Raw genomic sequence first — 20644 nt, 5'->3', positions numbered from 1 at the left:
TGCGCATGAATATCTCTGGAGCCAGAAACTCAAACCTTACTGAGCCGAACCAGGCGCTACAGCGAATGAACATGCTTGTCACGGATCGTGCTCCGAGCAGCACGCTCCGCGCCAAGCACGTTCATCGCTGAGCTTAAACGTTCGGCAGAAATAACCAATGTATAAGCCACGCAAAACTTCTTCGCTTTCGCCAACATTCGATGCTGATGGGCTTAAACTCTACACTATTTCTGCAAGCGGAGCCGAAGTTGATGCTAGTCGTTATCAGGATAGGTTGGCTTTCGTGAAGTCCCAGAAGAAAATAGATTCCGCCACGCCTGGATTCGCTATTTTGCATGACGGTGCCACTTGCGAATATTTAATTGTTGGTTGGTGGCGGAATAATAATGAGCTTTTCGTGAGTGTGTCAGTGAAAGAGCCTGATGTTTGGGTTGAAGACTTGACGAAGTATTCATTTTGCGTCTGGGATTTGGATATTATCTGGCATGAACGGAATAGTTTTATTCGCCACCTTTACTCGGGAACAACGGATTTAGATGCATACAGAAAAGATACAAAATGAGCCGAACCAGGCGCTACAGCGAATGAACGCGCTTGTCACGGATCGTGCTCCGAGCAGCACGCTCCGCGCCAAGCGCGTTCATCGCTGAGCTTAAACGTTCGGCAAAAATAATATGAAACGACCTTCTTCTGATTTTCGTGGACGCGTGAGTTTTATTTCGGAGAAAGATGGCGGAAGGAAAAGTTTAGTTCGCCAAGGTTATCGCCCTGATTTGGCCTATAAAAATGATGTCGATGGTCTTTTTATGATCTGGCCGCGCTTTTTGGATGCCTCATTCCACGAATTGCCCGAACAATCCGAAGTTCCGAATTCGTCACATGCAGATTTCACAATATTGAGTGATGAATTACGAAATGAAGTTCATCGCCAGAATATTCGAATCGGAACTGAATTTTGGGTTTGCGAGGGAACCAGGAAAGTTGGCGAAGTTGTAGTTACCGAAATTTTCGAATCACTGAAATGAAAACTATACAGCCGAACCAGGCGCTACAGCGAATGAAGTGCATTGTCACGGATCGTGCTCCGAGCAGCACGCTCCGCGCCAACGCACTTCATCGCTGAGCTTAAACGTTCGGCAAAAATAATGCCAGTAAATCGATTTAATCATAGTGCCCGTAAACTCTAAACTAAATATGACGCATGATATTTCAGAAATTTATGACATGGTTAACACCGCCATGATGATGGTAGGCGAAGAACCGTTTTTGCGTGAGAAACATGAGAGTGATCAAGCTGAGCTGAAATCTCTTATTTCACGATATGTGGCACGACTTAGAGTTCGTCAGCCGAAGTACGCTATTTTGCCAGATGACGCCTTGCCCGACGCTGTTTTGTTTACTCTTCGTCAATCGCTTTCTGTTGCAGTTTGAAATGTGTAATCTTTGAATATTTACTCGTCGATTGCATGTTCAGAAATAGTTTATTCGTGGCGATTTCAGTTTTACAGCGATCATCAAACACCAAGCGCGAATGAATATCTCTGGAGCCAGAAACCCAAACCCTCAATCGCCGAACCAGGCGCTACAGCGAACGGAATGGCTTGTCACGGATTGTGCTCCGAGCAGCACACTCCGCGCCAAGCCACTCCGTCGCTGAGCTTTAACGTTCGGCAAAAATAACCGGTTTCGGAATAGCGTATTATTATTCAGGTATGGACTTCGTTTGTTTTAAAATCCGAACTCCGTTTGTAGATCTAGTCTCCATGGCGTCCGGAGGCCGATGCTGAATTTCCGGCATAGTTTATAGAAATTGCTGAAAGTGCAGCGGAGCTGCGAATTAAGACTGGTCAATTTACAGATTTAAGTTTTTTTAATCCCAAATATGGCTCAAATGTTGCTTAAAGCGGTACGTAACGGGGCGAAGCCATCCACAGAAACTCAAACTACTGAGCCGAACCAAGCGCTACAGCGAATAGCCACGCTTGTCACGGTTCATGCTCCGAGCCGCATGAACCGCGCCAAGCGCGTCTATCGCTGAGCTTAAACGTTCGGCAATATAAAACCATGAGCGAACAACTTCTAATTAGCCTTTGCGGCGGCTTTATCCTTATCGCATTCACTGAGGCGCTTCTGTTGGTCAAGGCGCATCGCCAAAACGCAGACATCAAAACAAAAAACTCTGAACTTACTCAGAAGATCGCAAAGATGGAGGAATCCCACCTTGATACCCTCCGCGCTATAAAAGAGCGTCATAATGAAGAGGCAGAAGGGGAAAATGAGATAATTGATAAATTGTCGAAGATTGTTCATAAAGAAGGAGAGCCGAAAACAGTGTATATTCCTATTTCGGAACGCCGGAAAGGCGCTGGGGGTGGATATATTATATTTCGAGCGTAATGAAAATGAAAACTGAGCCGAACAAAGCGCTACAGCGAATTCCGAGGACTGTCACGCCCTGTGCTCCGAGCCGCACAGGTCGCGCCATTCCTCTTCATCGCTGAGCTTGAGCGTTCGGCAAAATTAAAGACATTGGTGCGCGACACGGTGCATTCGAATATCAAAACTAATCGACTAGTTTTTAGAATGCCCGTACGAAGCCTACGTTTTACTCCCTAAAGATTTTACCTAATCCAGTTTCACGTGCCTGCGACACATGAAGAAGAAACAAATTAAAAACAAAGATTATCGGATTGAGAAATGTTTTGTTAATGGGAAGCTCAAGCGATGGAAGATTCCTCTCGTAGAAGGTTTGCCGGTCGATGAGTTTATTCGCCGGAACGCTTGTGATATTTATTTGTCGCAGGAAGGTCATTGGGACATTATTTCCGAGCGCCAGAACCGAAACAATAATCCCGATTTAATTGGTGAATGAATCACTACTCTGAAATATAAACCACTGAGCCGAACCATTGCGTATGAATATCTCTGGAGCCAGAAACCCAAGCAGTACTGAGCCGAACCAGGCGCTACAGCGAATGAACATGCTTGTCACGGATCGTGCTCCGAGCAGCACGCTCCGCGCCAAGCACGTTCATCGCTGAGCTTAAACGTTCGGCAAAATTATGAGCCTATTTCGTGACATCAAAAGTAAGCCATTGCTTCACGCGAAAAGTTTTCTGTTTTTGCTTATCGGCCTTTTGGCGGGCGGGACGATTTTATTCGAAAGCCAAAATTTTCGTACCGCTTTTCTGTTGGCCACTACGATTTGGGGTTTTTGCAGGTTTTATTATTACTTGTTTTACGTTCTTGAAAATTATATTGGCCGTAATCAGAAATACGCCGGAATTTGGGACGCGATAAGGTTTATTTTTAAGCGATAGCCAAACTTCAGAATCAATGCATTCACAGAATTCAGAAACCCAAGCTACTGAGCCGAACCAGGCGCTACAGCGAATGAGCATGCTTGTCACGGATTATGCTCCGAGCAGCATACTCCGCGCCAAGCACGCTCATCGCTGAGCTTAAACGTTAGGCAATAAATCATAATCTATGACTAAACTTGATTTGAAATTTCGCACCGACAAATTTCGGCTTACGGGTCAACTCCCGCCAGGTTGCAATGCCGGCAACCCGATGTATGGTGAAGATATGGCCAAATGGATAGTGCAAGAACTGCCCGGTTGGGAACTAGATTATCTAGAGGAAGATTGGGGTTGGGCTGTCCTTTCTGGTGAGTGCCCTGATATCGACGATCCAAGGCGGTTAGTCTGTCATGAGATTTGTGTCTACGCCTATCCTGATGACGCCGAGCACGCTTTAGGATCAAATTTGGGCGACTGGATGCTTAGCATATCCAAAAGAGAAAAACGGGAGGTTAGAGTTTTTGGGTTGTTCAAGAGTAAAAAATGGATCGATACAGAGTATGACTCCAAACTAGCAGAGGAGCTTGTTTTGGCCTTAAGTAAGTTCGGCATCACGGTTACAAATACTTCAAATGATAAAAAGTAGAAATGAGCCTAACAAGGCGCTACAGCGAATGAACACGCTTGTCACGGATCGTGCTCCGAGCAGCACGCTCCGCGCCAAGCGCGTTCATCGCTGAGCTTAAACATTAGGCAAAAATATGAAGGCCTTGCTATTAATCGATATTCAAAAGGGGTTTGATCACCCAAAATGGGGCGTGCGTAATAATCCCGATGCAGAAAAAAATGCACAAAAGCTATTATTCCATTTCAGGGAGCGACGCTTGCCGGTATTTCACATACGACATGATTCAACAGAGGCTGAATCCCCTTTGCGTCCTGATCGTGCTGGTAATGAAATCAAGGATATAGTCCAGCCAATCGTCGGCGAAGAGGTTATTGGAAAGACTGTGAACAGTGCTTTTATTGGGACTTCTCTTTATGAAAAATTGAAGTTACTTGGTGTGGATAAGCTCGTGTTAGCAGGTCTTACGACGCCGCATTGTATTTCTACCTCGGCCCGAATGGGGGCAAATTTAGGTTTTGAGGTAATAGTAATTTCTGATGCGACGGCAGCTTATGAATGGATTGCCCACGATAAAAGTAATGTTTCAGCTGAAGATATGCACTTTTATTCGCTAGCGGCATTGAATGGTGAATTCGCAACCATAAATAATACTGTAGATATAATTGAAAACCACGGAGCCTAACCAGGCGCTACAGCGAACGAACATGCTTGTCACGAATCGTGCTCCAAGCAGCACGCTTCGCGCCAAGCACGTTCGTCGCTGAGCTTAAACGTTAGGCAATCAAGCCATGTCAAAGCTGTGCCGCGACATGCCAGTCCCAAGCCTGGAAAGACCATCGTCAAATTGAGAGGGATCTAATATAGCCAGTAACCAAAAACTATGAAACCTCAAAAAAGAACCATCAGCGCTCTATCACTCATTGCCTTTGCGGCACTACTTCTTGGCGGCTGCACTACAGCAGGACCTTATGTTACCAATATATCCTCAGATGGTAAAGGGAATATTATAGTAGAAAAAAACACTATCCACATGAATGCGTTCATGGGGACGGTTTCGTCCGGAGGCGTTCCGACCACATACACGATTCGCGTTGTCCCTTAATATAAAAACTGAGCCTAACCAGGCGCTTCAGAGAACGACCATACTTGTCACGGATCGTGCTCCGAGCAGCACGCTTCGCGCCAAGTATGGTCCTCTCTGAGCTTGGACGTTCGGCAAAAATTATGAAAAACAAATACGGCACCGCAGCTATGACAGTATCTATACTGCTCATTTTGCTCAGCTCGGTTTTGCTGTGCTCCTGCCCAATTATAACGGCCTTAGCGGGTATCTTCGCTATTGTCGCAGTTATTCTTACTAGCAGAATTAAGCGTTTAATTTCAGTTTTCTTAGTGCTCGCGGGTTTTTCTGCAGCTTATTTTGATTACAGAAATGAAGGCAGCGTTCATGAAAGAGCCAGAGAAGCTGTCAGGCGTGCTGAAGAAAGAACCAAAGCTGACCAGCAAACTCAAAAGCCTTAAAACGATTGCGCAGCCGAACCAAGGCGTATGAATATCTCTGGAGCCAGAAACCCAAACCGTACTGAGCCGAACCAGGCGCTACAGCGAATGACCACGCTTGTCACGGATCGTGCTCCGAGCAGCACGCTCCGCGCCAAGCGCGTTCATCGCTGAGCTTAAACGTTCGGCAGATTTATTCGGAATAGTATTCTCTTGGTTTCAGTTTTTAAGAATTGTTTTCGCCTAGTTTCAGTTTTCGTAAAGTTTATCGCCCGAGCTCGTGTTTTTGCTTATCTATAGTAGTCGTTTGTTTTTGAATCGTTTTTTGAAGTCGAGACTTCTTCTGAAATGCGAATTTTACGCCAAAAAAATTTTTTCTAAGACAGGTAGTTGCCGCGAAGCGGCAAAAAATTAAAATAACGACCTAAAATCCCTAAAAAAAATCGCCCACGCGTATGGAAGTAAAAGTAAATTTTGAAGTTTATGGTGGCGCGGCGAAAAACTAGCGACACAAAGTTACGGAGCCGAACCAAGCGCTACAGCGAATGAACATGCTTGTCACGGATTATGCTCCGAGCAGCATACTCCGCGCCAAGCACGTTCATCGCTGAGCTTTAACGTTCGGCAAAATAGACGGATTTGCATTTGTTTCCGTAACGTAACAATATCGACTGGTTATTGACTGGTGCCCGAGGCCGCTTGCATTCTAATTATTAGCACCAAGCACGTTCATCGCTGAGCTTAAACGTTCGGCAAAGAAAGAAAAAATCTATCGGCGCATTTTGTAATATAATTTCCCCGCAATAATACTAAATTAATATGAAAAAAACGTCTAATCCAAATGCATCTAAAACAACGGAAGGAATTTCCTCGAATCGGAAGTCTCCTCCTGAGCTATTTGTCCAAAAACCGAGACCAGACCTTAATGGTAAACGCGTTAAGCTTCCTGGTGACGACAACCCAAAAGTTTGGTTGATAGATAATGGTTATCGCCGCCTCATTCCATCAATGGGCACATACGAAAATCTATTCGGTAAGAGTACGGCTGATATCATAAGAGATATTGACATAGATAAGATACCCGAAGCCTTACCAATCTCAGATGGCGCGATTCTAGCTTGCGGTTTTGGCACGAGTCCAGTCTATCTTATTGATGCCGGTTGCAAGCGCTGGGTTATAACGGGGGAGATTATGAATCAATATCGGTTCCCTGTGCGTAGTGTTCAATTTGTCCCCCCAATATTGCTATTTTCTATACCAAGCGGAGCGGTTCTTGATTCGTAATATTGTAACTAGATCCCGCTTAGGGCCAGAGTTTCAAGCGTGTTATGATTGGAATGGCTGGCCCTTTTCGTTTTTGCGGATGACTCCGAAATCGAAACCACAGAGCCGAACCAGGCGCTACAGCGAATGAACGTGCTTGTCACGGATCGTGCTCCGAGCAGCACACTCCGCGCCAAGCACGTTCATCGCTGAGCTTTAACGTTCGGCAGAATTAAGACCATTTCGGAATTAGTAATGCGAATCGCTAAAAACTGCGTTTATTTACTAACTCTGAATATGCGTATGAGCATCGAGACGGCGGCGAGGACGCCGATTCAGAATCGGAAGGTTCACGCGGAATCGGATTTCGGAATTCGGATTCGCGAAATAATGATTCAGGTTTGCGAATTCGGAAATAAGGCACCGTTAAGCGAAAGCCGAAAGACTTCGAATGGTTGAAATCGGACTCGCAAATTGATCATTTTCAATTTTTAAAAGACCAAACAAACGAAGGCGCATGAAAGTCTCTGGAACCAGAACCAATCTTACGGAGCCGAACCAGGCGCTACAGCGAACGAACATGCTTGTCACGGATCGTGCTCCGAGCAGCACGCTCCGCGCCAAGCACGTTCGTCGCTGAGCTTAAACGTTCGGCAAAATTAAAAAATGGAAATATCACCTGAACTCAGTGCCTCGCTGGCAAAATTGGCTAGCACCGCAAAAAATTTTAACTTGGGGCTCAGTAGCCCTTGGATGAATCATCTTGCCGAGCATACGACTCTTCCAGAATTCGTAATCCCCAAGATCACCAGTCACGCTGAATCCACGTTCACAGCTCTTAGCGAAGCAATCAATGATCTTAAGTCGAGTGCTCCTAAGGATCACGACGTTATCGTTCACGCTTTTGGTATTTATGTTCATAGTATTTTTCTGAAAGAGCCGCACACTTTATTATTTAAGGGGATGGATACTAGCGGAAATAATACATTTGTTGTTGCCCATTTTACACAGGTGGTTGCAAGTGTCATTTATATGAAACCAACGGTAGAAAGAGAGCGAGTTATCACTGGATTTTATCGAGGTTCTCAAAATGAAGAATGAGCTGAACCATTGGCGTATGAATATCTCTGGAGCCAGAAACTCAATCCGTACTGAGCCGAACAAAGCGCTACAGCGAATAAACATGCTTGTCACGGATTATGCTCCGAGCAGCATACTCCGCGCCAAGCACGTTTATCGCTGAGCTTAGACGTTCGGCAAAATTAATCGGAATAGTTTTTTTAAGTTTTATTTGCCGTATATACCAATTTCTTGTTTAATAATTAATAATCAAAAACCTCGCACCAATGAACGATTACATATGGCTTGTCTGGATAGTTGGCATTATTTGTTACACTGTTTACAAGGTTCTCGCTTTACGCTCTCAGTCGTCGAACCGTTATGAAGAACTAAAGACGCTTAGTGAACTGCGCGATAAAGGCGTTATTAGCCAAGCAGAATTTGATGCCAAGAAGTCTATTATTTTAAAGTAATTCTACGATTCAACACAGATCCTCAAACGCCGAAACCAAGCGTATTAATATCGCTGGAGCCAGAACCAATCTTACTGAGCCGAACCAGGCGCTACAGCGAATGAACGTGCTTGTCACGGATTATGCTCCGAGCAGCATACTCCGCGCCAAGCACGTTCATCGCTGAGCTTGAACGTTCGGCAAAAATATCAAAATGACAAATAGTGACTTTACTGGTAAATTTGCGTGGCTAAAAAAACTTGGCTACGTAGGTTGCGTTGGACTTCTACTACTCGGGCTTGGTGCGATATTCAAAATTACGCCCCTCATGGTTCTGGGTGGTATTGCATTGGTTCCGGTTTTATTGTTTTCATATGTTCTTACGTTTTTACATTGGAAAGAACGTTACATCGGAGGGCAAAGCACCCTTTGGGGCGTTCTTTTGGCTTTAGAGACTTCCGGCTGGTTTAAGATCGTTTATTTATTCCGGCATATAATTCCTGATATTCGTAAGACCGGAAGATACGCGAAATGATGTTTGATCTACGGCACTCAAAAATTTGCGAATGAATATCTCTGGAGCCAGAAACCCAATCTTTACGGAGCCGAACCAGGCGCTACAGCGAATGAACTGCATTGTCACGGATTGTGCTCCGAGCAGCACACTCCGCGCCAACGCAGTTCATCGCTGAGCTTAAACGTTCGGCAAAATTAAAACCCACTATGCCAAAATTAAAGTCTATCGCACGTGGATTATCGGCTGCTGCTGCGTCAATTAAGAATGATGGCCTGATGATTCCCGTGCCTCCTGAAAAAGAGGAATTTACAAGGGCTGGTAAGTTGGTGAAGTGTTCACATTGCGAGTGCGTAAAATTTGATCCTCGGCCATACAAGCTTTCCACTACGTTTAATCATGGTTTTTGGGCTGACGATGCGACTGCTTTGGTTTGTAAGCAGTGTTCCAAGATTGAATGGTTTTTGGGCGATTTTTAGATTTTATTGCGTATGAAAATCGCTGGAGCCAGAAGCCCAAACCTTACCGAGCCGAACCAGGCGCTACAGCGAATGAACATGCTTGTCACGGATCGTGCTCCGAGCAGCATGCTCCGCGCCAAGCACGTTCATCGCTGAGCTTAAACGTTCGGCAGAAATAAAAACAATCATGATACAACTAATATATTTTAGTAACGCGTCTAGTTCGGTTTCTTCGGTGGATATTCGCAATATACTTGCTGTTGCGCGCCGTCGTAATTGTGCCGAAGGATTAACTGGGGTTCTTTTTTATGGTGGCGGAAGGTTTATGCAAGTTTTGGAGGGCGAGGAAGTGCTTGTCGAAAAGTTGTATGGCGGTATAAAGCTGGATCCGCGTCATTCTTTATTGCGACTTATCTCTAAAAAGGTGATTCAGGAACGCGATTTCGCTGATTGGACTATGGCTTTCCGTGATACTAGTACATTGACAAGTATAGAAATGGAGGGATTTAACGATGTCTTAAGTCCTGATTTTGATTTATCTAGTATTTCTCGTTCAAGGATTGGGCGATTGGTTACTTCTTTTAAGTTGTATGCCAAAATGTCTGATTGATGCTAAATGTGAATTTGAGGTTTAACGGAAATTAAAACGATTGAGCCGAACCAAGCGCTACAGCGAATGAACATGCTTGTCACGGATTATGCTCCGAGCAGCATACTCCGCGCCAAGCACGTTCATCGCTGAGCTTAAACGTTCGGCAAGAATGACTAAAAACACATTGTAATCGTTAGTAATATTGAAACTTAACCCCCCAATTTTTTGTGAGTAAAAAATTAAAGAAAGACGATTTGCAGCAGTTTAATGCATTTATCGCCAGCATTGTTGCCAAAAGTCGCTTAGATCCCGCCTTGCCTGAAATCGGAATCCATTATTCTCGGTTATTGGCGCAGGGAATTCAGGAGGTAGATGTTATCAGATTAGTTGGTTCAACACTTCTGGCCCATTTATGTTTAGAGGCAAAGACGCATGTTCCTGTTGACCGAGGACGATTGCGATTTGAGTTGTCGAAATTACCCTACTGCGAATTATTTGGTGCGGATCGTTTTATAGATCTTACTAAAATAATGAAGCCATAAGCTCAATTTATAAATTTTTGCGTATGAATATCGCTGGAGCCAGAAACCCAAACAGTACTGAGCCGAACCAAGCGCTACAGCGAACGAACATGCTTGTCACGGATTGTGCTCCGAGCAGCACACTCCGCGCCAAGCACGTTCGTCGCTGAGCTTAAACGTTGGGCAAAAATAAAACTTTATGTCGGAATCATATCAACAAGAAATCCTACGTCTTATTACGTCAGGTCCCTTTGGGATCGACACTGAAACACGCATTGAGGGGCGAACTCCTTCCACGGCTAGTTCTGAATTTCTGACCAATAAGGAACAGGGTGATTGGGCAGAGCGAGTTGTTTTTGGTGCAATTAATGAAAACTCTGCTGATTATGTTGCAGTCAAATATGGCAGAGATGATACTCTTGCTGCTGGCGACGAAGGTTTTTCTGATTTTTTTCAGGCGTATAAGGATGAATTAAATAATATAGGGAAAAAGCCGGATTTATTAATATTTAAGCGAAGTGATTTTGATGCGTTGAATCCATCTGATCTTGATGATGATGATGTAGTGAAAAAGGCGGTCGCCGCAATAGAAGTTAGGTCGAGTAGTTTTTTGGCTAATAAATACTCTACATACATGGATAATCGCAGCAAGAATGCTGCTGAGGAATGTGCGCGCATTAAGGCGATAATAATTCAGGAACCATATATAGAGCCTGTCCCAAATTTCCGGATTTTTAAAAAGTGCGCAGAGGTCCATTGGGATTGCGGGCGAACGAGGTGGCACGAATCACCCCAGCGACGTTAAACGGCGGCCCGAATCGATTTTTCCCGCCCCCAAGCGCGGTAGTAAGGTACGGCAAAGCCGGGGCGAGCCCCAGGGTTATTCACATTTTTGCCGGAAAATTGAATTAAGCGGCCAGCGGAAGTGTTATTTCCTCGGCAAGGATTCGTGACACCAGCCAGAGGTTGTGACCGAGTACACTCCAACCCACCGAACGGTAGCGGTTGGCAAACCCTTTACAGCGCAAGCGTCCGCCGAGGCGTTGTTTGAGGATCGCAATGCGCGCTTCGGTCGCCGAACGGCGCCGCTGCAATTGGGCGAAGCGTTTTTCGCTCAAACGCTCCTTGAGCGCGTGCGGATCACGCGGGCATACCGCATCGTAAACGTCTTGTTGCTTGAGCATTGCGGAAGTTTTTTTGGTGGCGAAGCCGCGGTCGGTGCCGACCGCGCTAATCGGCGCACTCAGGTCAAAGCGGTTCTGCCGCGCCAGGCTTTCCTCGAGTTGGCACCATTCTGCCGGAGCCGCGCCCTGGTAGAGTTGCCAGTCGGTGATTAAACCGGAGAGCGCCTCGCTCAACAGCAACGAGTTGCCAAACTCGACTTGGCTCCCTGCTTTGCCGCGAACCAGTACGTTCACATCAAGTTCATGCACGCTGAGGATCTTTTGGTCGTTGGGCACCGGGCGTCCGCCGATGATGCGCTCGTGGGCCTGCTTGATGACGGCGGGCAGTTGGCCGAGCATAGCGTCGATGCGGGTGGTTATCCGCTTGGTTTGGCGTTGGCTGTAATGGGTTTGGCTATACTTCTGCGCCAACAGGTCGCGGTGGCGGCGGGCATGTTCTCCGATCGTGCGTAACAGCGTCTTCATCTTGCGCAGGATCTGTTTACGCGCGCGCTTGGCGTCGTTGCGGCGGCCTGCGTGGGTCATTGACATGCACAACTTGTTCATCTGCTTGGCAAAGCACTCCGGCTCTTCAGGCATACGGTGGAGCAGTCCAGCGCGGCGGATTAAAATCATGGCCTTGAGCAAAGTCTTGGACACATCACGCAACAGCACCCAGTCCACCGGGAAGTGGATGTTGGTCTCCAAGCACGTGCCGTCGATGAGGCAAACATCCATGTCCAGCGGCGCGCTCAACCCGAGTTCAGTGGCGCGATCCTTCTCGCCGCACATCTCCACCAACACTTGCCCCATCCAGCGCACCTGTTCGGCGGTGAAAAACTTCGAGGCCCGCTCCAGCACACTTTTGGACGCCCCCTTGATTCCCTCAAGCGTGCGAACACCGCAAAAATCCGCCAGTAAATCACTTGAGGCAATGCTACGGGAAAGCTCGCGAAAGGATATGTTGCCCAAATGCACCCGCAACACTTCAAAGCGTAACGCTTTGAGCGCAAACTCCATACGCTGGCGTAGTTGTGCGACACTGGCTTGGCCTGCCCCCGCCTTGGCAAAGTCCATCGCCATCGTCTCCAAGTGGCTGCCACGCAACAACGCGTCGAGTCCTTCCAATTGCTGGCGAAACTCGGCGTAATCTTTATTGGCACCGACTGGCGTTAGCGCCGGACGCAACCAGCGTTGCAGGGCAATGGCCGAGGTGGCGGATACGGGTTTTGACTTCATGGCCGATTATAGCGGCTTTTTTTTGACCAAAACCAGGGAATTACCCCTCTTTAGGCATCATTAAACTTATGCTAATAGTTCACTGCTAAGTTTTTATGCTTTCGGGACAGGCTCTAAACTAAGGGGAGGTGACGGCGGAAAAAAGTCTGGGAATTGCCATACTACAACAAGCGACATCTTAGAGGGTGCAGGAGGATCTGTGCCCAAAGATTGGGATCCTCCTGGTTTGGACTGGGGGCTTAGAAATGAATAATTACATCAAAACGTTAGGACTTGCAGTCCTGTGTGCGGGAATTGGGATCCTCCTGGTTTGGACTGGGGGCTTAGAAATGAATAATTACATCAAAACGTTAGGACTTGCAGTCCTGTGTGCGGGATTGGCTTGGCTCCATCTCCGATATTCGGCCGATAAAACGGCTGCGTTGGTCGGGTATATTGTTTCTGTGTTCTTAGTTCCCGCGTGCGTATATATTATACTCACTTGGCTTAGCGGCCTTCTTAATAACACCCCTTGGTGGTTTCATGTAATATGCCTCATCGTTGTTTATATTCCTGTCCTGCTGATATTTAATGTAAGATACGATTCCTGACAGACGGACGAGCCTAGATTCAGATAGGCCATTAAAATGGGGTCGGGGCGTTACCTGGATACAAAATGCGTAAAACCAGTATAAATGACATTGCCGGTAACGCCGCCAACGGCAATCAAGGCGACCGCCGATTGAGCCAGTTTCGTTACCGCAAACCCGGTGGAGCGTAACTTAGCCAGTTTGACTACAATTTGGGAAAGGTGGTTAAAGCGCCACTTGCGATATTTATCTGTGTACTGGCCGTGTTTTTTGGTTTTTTGTATTCGCAAGACCCCGAAGATCCAAGCGACACGCCGCGCGCCGCTGCTATTTCTGCGAAATATTAAACTCGGTCACCCACGCATTGTCCTCTTTCCGCCATTCGATGGGCTCGGTTTTGATACCGAAAGCACGGCGGAGGGCCTGGCTGAGGCGGCCCTTGGTCTTTTTGGTGGCGTCGTGTTTTTTGGCGTCGATCCAGCCGAAATGCCCACCGCATTCGGCCAGTTTTTGGAGTAATCCCCATTGTTGATCCGGGCGCTGGGTACGGGTGTCCAATAAACCGAGGTCGTGGGCGGTGATACGCTGCCGTACTCCCCGTACCTGCACGGTGGCGACGTGGCTGTCGTTGCCATTGAAAGTAAGGGCGACTTCGCCCCAGCGCGTACCCTCCGGCACGGTCAACGCAGTGCAGGTTTTTTTCCCAATCAGGGATTCAGCCATTTCCGCGATGGCTTCGGCGGCGTCGGGCGTTGCCATGATTCCGGTCGGGCGGAAGAAGAGAAGGTTTTCGAGAACGCGGTAGGGCCAGCCTTGGTGGTGTAGGCGCGCCACGACCGAAGGTGTGAGGTTGGTGGCTGTCGGAAAAAGGAGAATGGGTTTGGTGGTGAGGTGGCGCGTGAGTTTATCAACGGCCGCCTCGGGGTCGCGGGTGCGGACAAGCAGCACTTGGGTGGTGCGGCCGTCCTCTCCGCTCAGGGTGGCGATGGGAAGTACTTTGGCGGGGACCGTGTCGGCGGCTGAGGTGAGCGGTTGCAGCCCTAGCGCGGAGGCGAGGGCTGCGGCGAGTTTTAGGTCGTTAAGGCCGTAGAGGACGATCTCGTCGGCGGTGAAGGCGCGTCGTTCACAGTGGCCCTCATCACAAATGCCGACGATGGTATCGTCGTCGTGTTCGACGATGCGGTAACGGCAACCACAACCGCGAAACGTTCGCTCACAGGGGATGGTGGTAGCCCGTTCAGCGCGCGGGGTGAGGTAGGGCCGGAGTAAGGCTAGCTCCTCCTCACCGAGTCCTTTTTGCCAATGGGGAAGCGTCAGGGCTTCCGTGCCGACGATTTCAAGCGATCTCCAGATGGGCGACATCTTGAACCTCCTTGGGCGGGAGTTCGGTTTTGGCGAATTCGCGCAGGGTCAGCCATTCGCTGACCACGCGGCTGTCTTCATCGTGTTCGTAGCTGGTTTGGTTGTGGGGTTTTATGGTCACCCGACGGGGCTTGGGGTCGTTTTTGAAGTGAAACAGCAGGACCGCGCGCAGCAGCCGTAGCTCGGTGTTGAGTTCGATGTGATCTTCATCGAGCGCGGCGAACACGTCGGGTGCCTTGGTACTTTTTTTGCGTACAACGGCCAGGCCGGCTTCGTAGTGGAGTTCGATCAAGTGAACCGAGTGGATACCAGGAACGTCGGTGCAGACGAGCGAAGCGCGGCCGAGGTTGCGGAGCGGATCGAGCGTGAAACGGGTGCAGTCCTCAAAGTGAGTTTCACGGCCATAAATGACGAAACCAAAAAGAGCGCTGTACATGCGTGTGGCGCGGACTCCCTCGGCGTGGATGTGGAGGTGTTCGTTGTCAGGATCGACGACGATCACGTCGAAGGCCTCGGCGTAGAACCCAGCTGATTCGCCGCGGCCGTCGGCGGAGAGTGTGGCGATGCGCTTAAATCCGTCGCCTCGGCGGATGATAAACCAGTGTTCTTTTCCGCGCTGGTGGGCGAAGACCAGGCAACCGGAGGGACGGTGGTTTTTGAGAAAGAACACTTCGATGGACTGGCGAAGCTGGTTGAGCACCGAGTCGTTAGCTGGGCGCATGGGACTGGTCTTGCGAAAGGTACGGGCGGCGTGGGTGGCAAAGGAACGGGTGCGAAGGTGCACGCGCTCAATGTAGAGTTGGCGGGCTTTGTCCGGTGCGCGCAGCCAAAGGGTTAGCGCGAGGTCGGCGAGGGAGGCGTCGGGCGGGATCGGGATGCCGGATTGGGTGAGTGTGTGCCACAGCTCCTCGGTCGGATCGGGTTCGGCGAGCACCGACACGGTGAACAACGCTTCGACCAACGCAGTTGGGGTGGTAGGGTCGTTGTTGAGCAATTCGGCAAGCAGCGGGCCACAGGCGGCGAAACGGTTCTCGTTGGTGCCGAGGGCGTCGAGATCCAGTCCGGCGGCGATCAGGAACGCGGGGAAGCGTTCGAGGAGTTCGCCAAGCAGTTCGGGTGCGATGGAGCGCAGTAAATCGGGGCGAGTAAACCGGATGGAACGAGGATCAGACATGGAGAGGCAACAAACACAGGTGGACGGGCGGAGGTGAAAAACGGTCACCGTTGACCGGCGCGGAAAAGCGCACGGCCGGAGAAAGGGACGCGCCACACCGCGAGAAGGAGGGAAAACCCTTAAACCCGCGTTGCCGTTAGCCCATACAAGCCCCAAGCGGTTGTGGGGTGTGAACCCTTGTTGGCTTGAATCAATGGATTACGTTTTTTTAAAATTTTTAATAATAGGCACTTAAGTTGTTTAGTTAATTAGCGATTAACTTAGGTTTTACGGGAACCGAGGTCGGGATTTGGATACTATCCGAGGGCCCAAATTGCTCCGACAAAGCTCCAGCACTCGACTCCCTGCGCAGGGAATCGACGGAATGCGACGGAATGCAACTCAGGCGCGAACTCGGGCGCGGATGCGGGTCTTTTCGTTCACAAACTCGCGGACGCGGTCGGGGCAGAAGCGGACAAGGCGGCCGATGTAGGTGCAGGGAAGGCCGCCACGGATGAGGTTATTCACGTGGCGGGGCGAGCAGTTGAGGAAGCGGGCCACCTCGGGGATGGTCCAGAGGGCGGCGGTCGGTGCAACGGAGGCCGGTGAAGCGGAGGCGGGAGCGAGTGGAGAGTCCATGCCTGCGGCGGGCGTCAACCCACCGCAAGCAGGTGCACGGGTGGTCAAGCGGCGGCAGCGAGCGGAACTACGTTGGATAGGGCGGCGGCAGAGATCGGCACCGTGCCGAACCAAGCGGTGGCGTCTTCGGAGGAAACGAGCTCGCGGTAATGTTGGAAAATCACGTCGGCGGAGTTGCCCGCTTCCAGGGCGACGCGGGCGGTGTCATGGATAGCGGCGATGCGGTAGGAAATATAGCTGTGGCGAAAGCCGTTGTCGCACAGGGCGAGGGGCGGCTGGGTGTTTTGGGCGAGCACGCGGGCGAGGGCGGCGTGGGGGGCGACGTAGAGGTTGATCGGGCCTGATTTTTGGCGGTGGGGTAGGAGCCAGGCTTTCATGGCGTCACACATGGGGACCAGGCGGCGGGCCTTGGTACGGACCTTGAGGGAGGCGACTTCTATAAAAGAGCGTTCGAAGTTGAGGTGTTGCCATTCGAGTTTGGCCAGTTCGGAAACACGGGCACCGGTGAAGGCCGCGCAGACCACCCAAGGCAGGAGGTCGGGCTTGGCGTCGGCGACGGTGTGGAGCATCAAACTCAATTCGGCGGGTGTATAGATGCCGATCTTGGTGGGCGGGACTTTGTATGTAATCATGCCGTCAAAGGCGGTGGGGCGGTTGTTGGGGAGGTAGCCGTGTAGTTTACACCAATTGCCAAAGGTAATTAAAATTTTGCGGACGTTGTTTTTAGTAATCGCGTGGGACTTGAGGGCGCCCATCCATTTATCAAGTTCGATTGCGCTTAGGTCGGGTGCGCTTTTTGCTGGAAAGGCTTGGACAAGGCGACCGAGCTGGCGCTTGATGTCGGCCACGTAATCCGCATGAGTGCCCATCGCTATTCTCGTATCGGCAAAGGGTTTTATCAAATCAGGGAGGAGTGTTTGCGCGTGGCGGGTGGGGTGAGCGTCGGCAAAAAAGCGGACGGCGTCTATCAGGCTGCGACCGGCGAGGGTGGTGTGGACTTCGGCAAACAGTTCGGCGGCGACGTGAAGGGGCACGCCGGTGGGGGCGAGCTTTTGGCGGGCTATTGTATAGCTCTCCATATCGGAGAACGACAGGCGCTCGGTTTGACCGGTGGTTACGGCGAGTTGGCCAAGAATGACCTTGGCCTCGCGTTTGGCATCGGACAGGTCGGCAAAGGTCCGGCGCTGACGGATGCCGGCTTGATAATAGCTGAGTTGATAAACGACGTGGCCGCGGTTTTGAACCGTGTATATCTTGATTTCCTGCTGGCCGTTACTGACTGTGGTGGCGTTGGACATGGTGGTGGGGGCGTGTTGTCAACCCTTTGTCATGCAACTGAGCGGCGCTTCGTAAGTTATTGGTCTGGCGAGGAGTGTTCCTAGCCTTAAACGTTAGGCAGAAAACCAAACCATGAAAAAAAACTATATACTCGTTTCCGTAGATTTACCAGCGGGCGATTCTCACGCAGAAGAACAAGCGCGACTTGCCTTTGCATCAGCAATATTCCAAATAAAAGACCAAGCCTTAAAAGGACAAAAGCTGTCTGAAAATGTATGGCTGCTTGATCGAGATGGTGATACAAGTTCTCTCGCGCATATTGTATATTCTTGCACGAAGCAAAATCTGAAATACTCGGTTCGTTATTTGTCATCGGAATAAAAAAGTAAATGAGCCTAACCAGACGCTACAGCGAATAGCCACGCTTGTCACGGATCATGCTCCGAGCCGCATGAACCGCGCCAAGCGCGTCTATCGCTGAGCTTAAACGTTCGGCAAAAATAATATGAAATTCTCTGCGCCTAAACGATTATAACTTACCATGCCGAAAAATAATGACGATCAAATGAAGATGGAACTTTGTTTCACAGTTACTGAGCAGGATTATATTGTGAATAACTTTGAGACGGACTTGGGTCTTACTGAAGTTGGTCTTGAGTTATGTGAAGGTTTTAGTGTTATTGGGGAAGGTGTTAGAGTAGAGGTTTCTCGGGCTGACTATGATAAGTTCATTGTTGAATTATTGTCTGAATTTGAGCTTAAGAAATCGTATCTCAGCCGACCTGATGTTGTACGCGGAATTATTTTTAGGTTTATGCCCAATGGAAACTAGAGATTATTATGAACTTGATTTGAGGTTTTAATGATTATGCCATTAAGACGAACGTCGCTGGAGTCAGAAACCCAATCTGTATGAAGCCGAACCAGGCGCTACAGCGAATGAACACGCTTGTCACGGATTGTGCTCCGAGCAGCACACTCCGCGCCAACCCAGTTCATCGCTGAGCTTTAACGTTCGGCAAAAATGAACGCGGCACTAACAATAGGCGCTCTTGCGCTAATCTTGGCACCAATAGCTTTCACTGCGATGACGGTGATTGAGGCGCGTAGGGTGTTGCGCTTCTTGCGTGCCGGTGTGCGCACTGACGGCGAGATCATCGGGGAGGAGCTTCATGGCGTCAGGTATCGCGCATCTTACCCGGTCGTTCGTTTTCGTGATTCCGATGGCTCTATTCGTCAGTTTCGTTCGCTCATTTCAAAGAAGACAGATCAGTTTATTCATCCAGAGAAGGTCACGGTGATCTATTTGCCGGAGAGCCCCGATATGGCGGAGTTATTTTCCGGATTTCATCCATACAAGCATCTCGTTGGAATCACTTTTGCTTTGATGCTATCGGTAGCCTTCGCAGTCTTCTCATTACCGATGTTCTTCGATTGATGAAACCGGAGACGAACCAACGCGTATGAATATCTCTGGAACCAGAAACCCAATCCTTACTGAGCCGAACCAGGCGCTACAGCGAATAGACTGCATTGTCACGGATTGTGCTCCGAGCAGCACACTCCGCGCCAACGCAGTCTATCGCTGAGCTTAAACGTTCGGCAAAATTATCGGAATAGTATTCGATTGGTTTCAGTTTTCAAAATTGTATTCGTCTAGTTTTGGTTTTCGTTAAGTTTTTCGCCCGAGTTGGTGATTTTGATTATCTCAAGAAGTCTTTTGATTTTCGGAATCTTATTTTGAAGTCGAGACTTCTTCCGAAAGGTGAATTTTACGCCCAAAAAAAATTTTTTCTAAGACAGGTAGTTGCCGCGAAGCGGCAAAAAATTTAAAAACGACCTAAAATCCCCAAAAAAAATCGCCCACGCGTATGGAAGCAAAAGTAAATTTTGAAGTTTATGATGGCGCGGCGAAAAACGAGCGACACAATCTTACGGAGCCCAACCAGGCGCTACAGCGAATGTACGTGGTTGTCACGCGTCGTGCTCCGATCAGCACGCCCCGCGCCAACCACTCCCATCGCTGAGCTTGAGCGTTCGTCAAAACGGAAATTGACCTTCGTTAAACTTTGACTGATTGTTTTCATCATGACTCTTATAGCCCATCCAGAGTTACGCAACCTATCAAGTAATCAGAAGCTTATGCTTGCTGATGAGCTTTGGCAGGCAGCCATGCGAGACTCATTGCCTGTGCCTGCAGCTCAAAAGCGCATGATTTCCAGCCGGTGGAAATCATACAAGTCAGGCAAAACTAAGCGCATATCTATTGATGAGCTTTCACGCAGGCTTGCGAGTTAATGAAATCGCAACCTGTTGAAGCGCTCGAGGTAGTTGAATCAGATCTTCGTGCGGCCAAGGAATTTTATTCATGGCGTTTAGATGGTGCTGATTATTTTCACGGCCAGTTTCTCGAAGCAGTTCACTGGATTGAGTGGAATCCAGAGATGTTTTCAAAGAAATTTGTTTTTTTCCGTCGTGTTATTATACGGAATACTTTTTTCGCTATTTTTTACGCTATTGAACCTGATGTGACTACGATTGTAGCTGTGGTTGATATGCGGCAACGACCTCGGGGAATTTTGAAGTTAGTACGAGGTCGGAAGAAGATATGAAGCCGAACCAGGCGCTACAGCGAATGAACATGCTTGTCACGGATCGTGCTCCGAGCAGCACGCTCCGCGCCAAGCACGTTCATCGCTGAGCTTAAACGTTCGGCAAAAGAAATCATGCACGCATACGCTCCACTCCTCGCACTCGTCTTGTTGCTAACCTGGGGATGCAGCACATCTGAATCGCTCGTGGAGTGGAAGGCGCTCAAGCAAGATTCCAGCTGGCCCGTAGTAAGAGCCGCAGCGCAAAGCGAAATCCGAACAAGGGAAGGCCGACTTGGATGGAGTTTCGTTCTCAGCGATAAAGACTCGGACGCGCTCTATCCAAAGAAAAAGACCG

The 20644-nt window shown here is 49.1% G+C and carries 24 protein-coding genes; 19 read left to right on the top strand and 5 right to left on the bottom strand.

The annotated features are described in order from the left end of the window. The first annotated feature begins 157 nt into the window (after nt 1-157). The 14 genes from H2170_07530 to H2170_07465 all read left to right on the top strand — a co-directional run bounded on the left by H2170_07530 (nt 158) and on the right by H2170_07465 (nt 11097). Nucleotides 158-562: a hypothetical protein gene (locus H2170_07530; GenBank protein MCS6299941.1), complete on the top strand. Its 405-nt coding sequence runs from the start codon at nt 158-160 to the stop codon at nt 560-562. Nucleotides 563-674: 112 nt separating this feature from the next. After that, nucleotides 675-1025 carry a hypothetical protein gene (locus H2170_07525; protein MCS6299940.1) on the top strand — a complete coding sequence of 117 codons (351 nt, stop codon included), beginning with the start codon at nt 675-677 and terminating at the stop codon, nt 1023-1025. A 145-nt stretch (nt 1026-1170) separates the two neighbouring features. After that, nucleotides 1171-1431 (top strand): hypothetical protein, encoded by a 261-nt coding sequence (locus H2170_07520; GenBank protein MCS6299939.1) that lies wholly within the window; start codon nt 1171-1173, stop codon nt 1429-1431. A 633-nt stretch (nt 1432-2064) separates the two neighbouring features. Then, entirely contained in the window at nt 2065-2397 is a 333-nt protein-coding gene (locus tag H2170_07515; protein MCS6299938.1) for a hypothetical protein, read from the top strand. Nucleotides 2398-2653: 256 nt separating this feature from the next. After that, nucleotides 2654-2872: a hypothetical protein gene (locus H2170_07510; protein MCS6299937.1), complete on the top strand. Its 219-nt coding sequence runs from the start codon at nt 2654-2656 to the stop codon at nt 2870-2872. 617 nt (nt 2873-3489) lie between these two features. Further along, nucleotides 3490-3948 (top strand): hypothetical protein, encoded by a 459-nt coding sequence (locus H2170_07505; GenBank protein MCS6299936.1) that lies wholly within the window; start codon nt 3490-3492, stop codon nt 3946-3948. A 115-nt stretch (nt 3949-4063) separates the two neighbouring features. Continuing rightward, nucleotides 4064-4612: a cysteine hydrolase gene (locus H2170_07500; protein ID MCS6299935.1), complete on the top strand. Its 549-nt coding sequence runs from the start codon at nt 4064-4066 to the stop codon at nt 4610-4612. 542 nt (nt 4613-5154) lie between these two features. Then, a complete protein-coding gene (locus H2170_07495) occupies nt 5155-5451 on the top strand; it encodes a hypothetical protein (protein MCS6299934.1) in 297 nt (98 codons plus the stop codon). 798 nt (nt 5452-6249) lie between these two features. Next, nucleotides 6250-6714 (top strand): hypothetical protein, encoded by a 465-nt coding sequence (locus H2170_07490; protein ID MCS6299933.1) that lies wholly within the window; start codon nt 6250-6252, stop codon nt 6712-6714. A 645-nt stretch (nt 6715-7359) separates the two neighbouring features. Beyond that, a complete protein-coding gene (locus tag H2170_07485; GenBank protein MCS6299932.1) occupies nt 7360-7794 on the top strand; it encodes a hypothetical protein in 435 nt (144 codons plus the stop codon). A gap of 245 nt (nt 7795-8039) precedes the next feature. Beyond that, the gene (locus H2170_07480; GenBank protein ID MCS6299931.1) at nt 8040-8225 is read left to right on the top strand and encodes an SHOCT domain-containing protein; all 186 of its coding nucleotides are present in this window, start codon (nt 8040-8042) and stop codon (nt 8223-8225) included. A gap of 1066 nt (nt 8226-9291) precedes the next feature. Further along, nucleotides 9292-9789 (top strand): BLUF domain-containing protein, encoded by a 498-nt coding sequence (locus tag H2170_07475; protein MCS6299930.1) that lies wholly within the window; start codon nt 9292-9294, stop codon nt 9787-9789. Nucleotides 9790-9998: 209 nt separating this feature from the next. Continuing rightward, complete coding sequence (locus H2170_07470; protein ID MCS6299929.1) at nt 9999-10313, top strand: hypothetical protein; 315 nt, start codon at nt 9999-10001, stop codon at nt 10311-10313. 178 nt (nt 10314-10491) lie between these two features. Continuing rightward, on the top strand, nt 10492-11097 hold the full coding sequence (locus H2170_07465; GenBank protein ID MCS6299928.1) for an AccI family restriction endonuclease: 606 nt from the start codon (nt 10492-10494) through the stop codon (nt 11095-11097). A gap of 103 nt (nt 11098-11200) precedes the next feature. Here H2170_07465 and H2170_07460 read toward each other — a convergent pair whose 3' ends face one another. The 5 genes from H2170_07460 to H2170_07440 all read right to left on the bottom strand — a co-directional run bounded on the left by H2170_07460 (nt 11201) and on the right by H2170_07440 (nt 17715). After that, nucleotides 11201-12694, bottom strand: coding sequence for a hypothetical protein (locus tag H2170_07460; GenBank protein ID MCS6299927.1), 1494 nt, complete (start codon nt 12692-12694; stop codon nt 11201-11203). Nucleotides 12695-13590: 896 nt separating this feature from the next. Next, nucleotides 13591-14625, bottom strand: coding sequence for a hypothetical protein (locus H2170_07455; GenBank protein ID MCS6299926.1), 1035 nt, complete (start codon nt 14623-14625; stop codon nt 13591-13593). Beyond that, nucleotides 14600-15799: a hypothetical protein gene (locus H2170_07450; GenBank protein MCS6299925.1), complete on the bottom strand. Its 1200-nt coding sequence runs from the start codon at nt 15797-15799 to the stop codon at nt 14600-14602. Before H2170_07450 ends, H2170_07455 begins: the two co-directional genes overlap by 26 nt. 381 nt (nt 15800-16180) lie before the next feature. Further along, complete coding sequence (locus H2170_07445; GenBank protein ID MCS6299924.1) at nt 16181-16417, bottom strand: helix-turn-helix domain-containing protein; 237 nt, start codon at nt 16415-16417, stop codon at nt 16181-16183. A 44-nt stretch (nt 16418-16461) separates the two neighbouring features. Further along, nucleotides 16462-17715: a site-specific integrase gene (locus H2170_07440; GenBank protein ID MCS6299923.1), complete on the bottom strand. Its 1254-nt coding sequence runs from the start codon at nt 17713-17715 to the stop codon at nt 16462-16464. A gap of 112 nt (nt 17716-17827) precedes the next feature. Between H2170_07440 and H2170_07435 the strand changes: the two genes are divergently transcribed. The 5 genes from H2170_07435 to H2170_07415 all read left to right on the top strand — a co-directional run bounded on the left by H2170_07435 (nt 17828) and on the right by H2170_07415 (nt 20307). Further along, on the top strand, nt 17828-18076 hold the full coding sequence (locus H2170_07435; protein ID MCS6299922.1) for a hypothetical protein: 249 nt from the start codon (nt 17828-17830) through the stop codon (nt 18074-18076). Between the two features lie 160 nt (nt 18077-18236). Continuing rightward, nucleotides 18237-18527, top strand: a complete 291-nt coding sequence (locus tag H2170_07430) for a hypothetical protein (protein MCS6299921.1) — start codon at nt 18237-18239, stop codon at nt 18525-18527. A gap of 192 nt (nt 18528-18719) precedes the next feature. Beyond that, a complete protein-coding gene (locus H2170_07425) occupies nt 18720-19133 on the top strand; it encodes a DUF3592 domain-containing protein (protein MCS6299920.1) in 414 nt (137 codons plus the stop codon). Nucleotides 19134-19783: 650 nt separating this feature from the next. Continuing rightward, nucleotides 19784-19993, top strand: a complete 210-nt coding sequence (locus H2170_07420; GenBank protein ID MCS6299919.1) for an addiction module protein — start codon at nt 19784-19786, stop codon at nt 19991-19993. After that, nucleotides 19993-20307, top strand: coding sequence for a hypothetical protein (locus H2170_07415; GenBank protein MCS6299918.1), 315 nt, complete (start codon nt 19993-19995; stop codon nt 20305-20307). Before H2170_07420 ends, H2170_07415 begins: the two co-directional genes overlap by 1 nt. Nucleotides 20308-20644: the final 337 nt, after the last annotated feature.

The sequence above is a fragment of the Opitutus sp. genome (assembly GCA_024998815.1).
Lineage (GTDB): Bacteria > Verrucomicrobiota > Verrucomicrobiia > Opitutales > Opitutaceae > Rariglobus.
The sequence above is the reverse complement of the archived record's forward strand: the minus strand, read 5'-3'. Positions and strand labels throughout refer to the sequence as shown.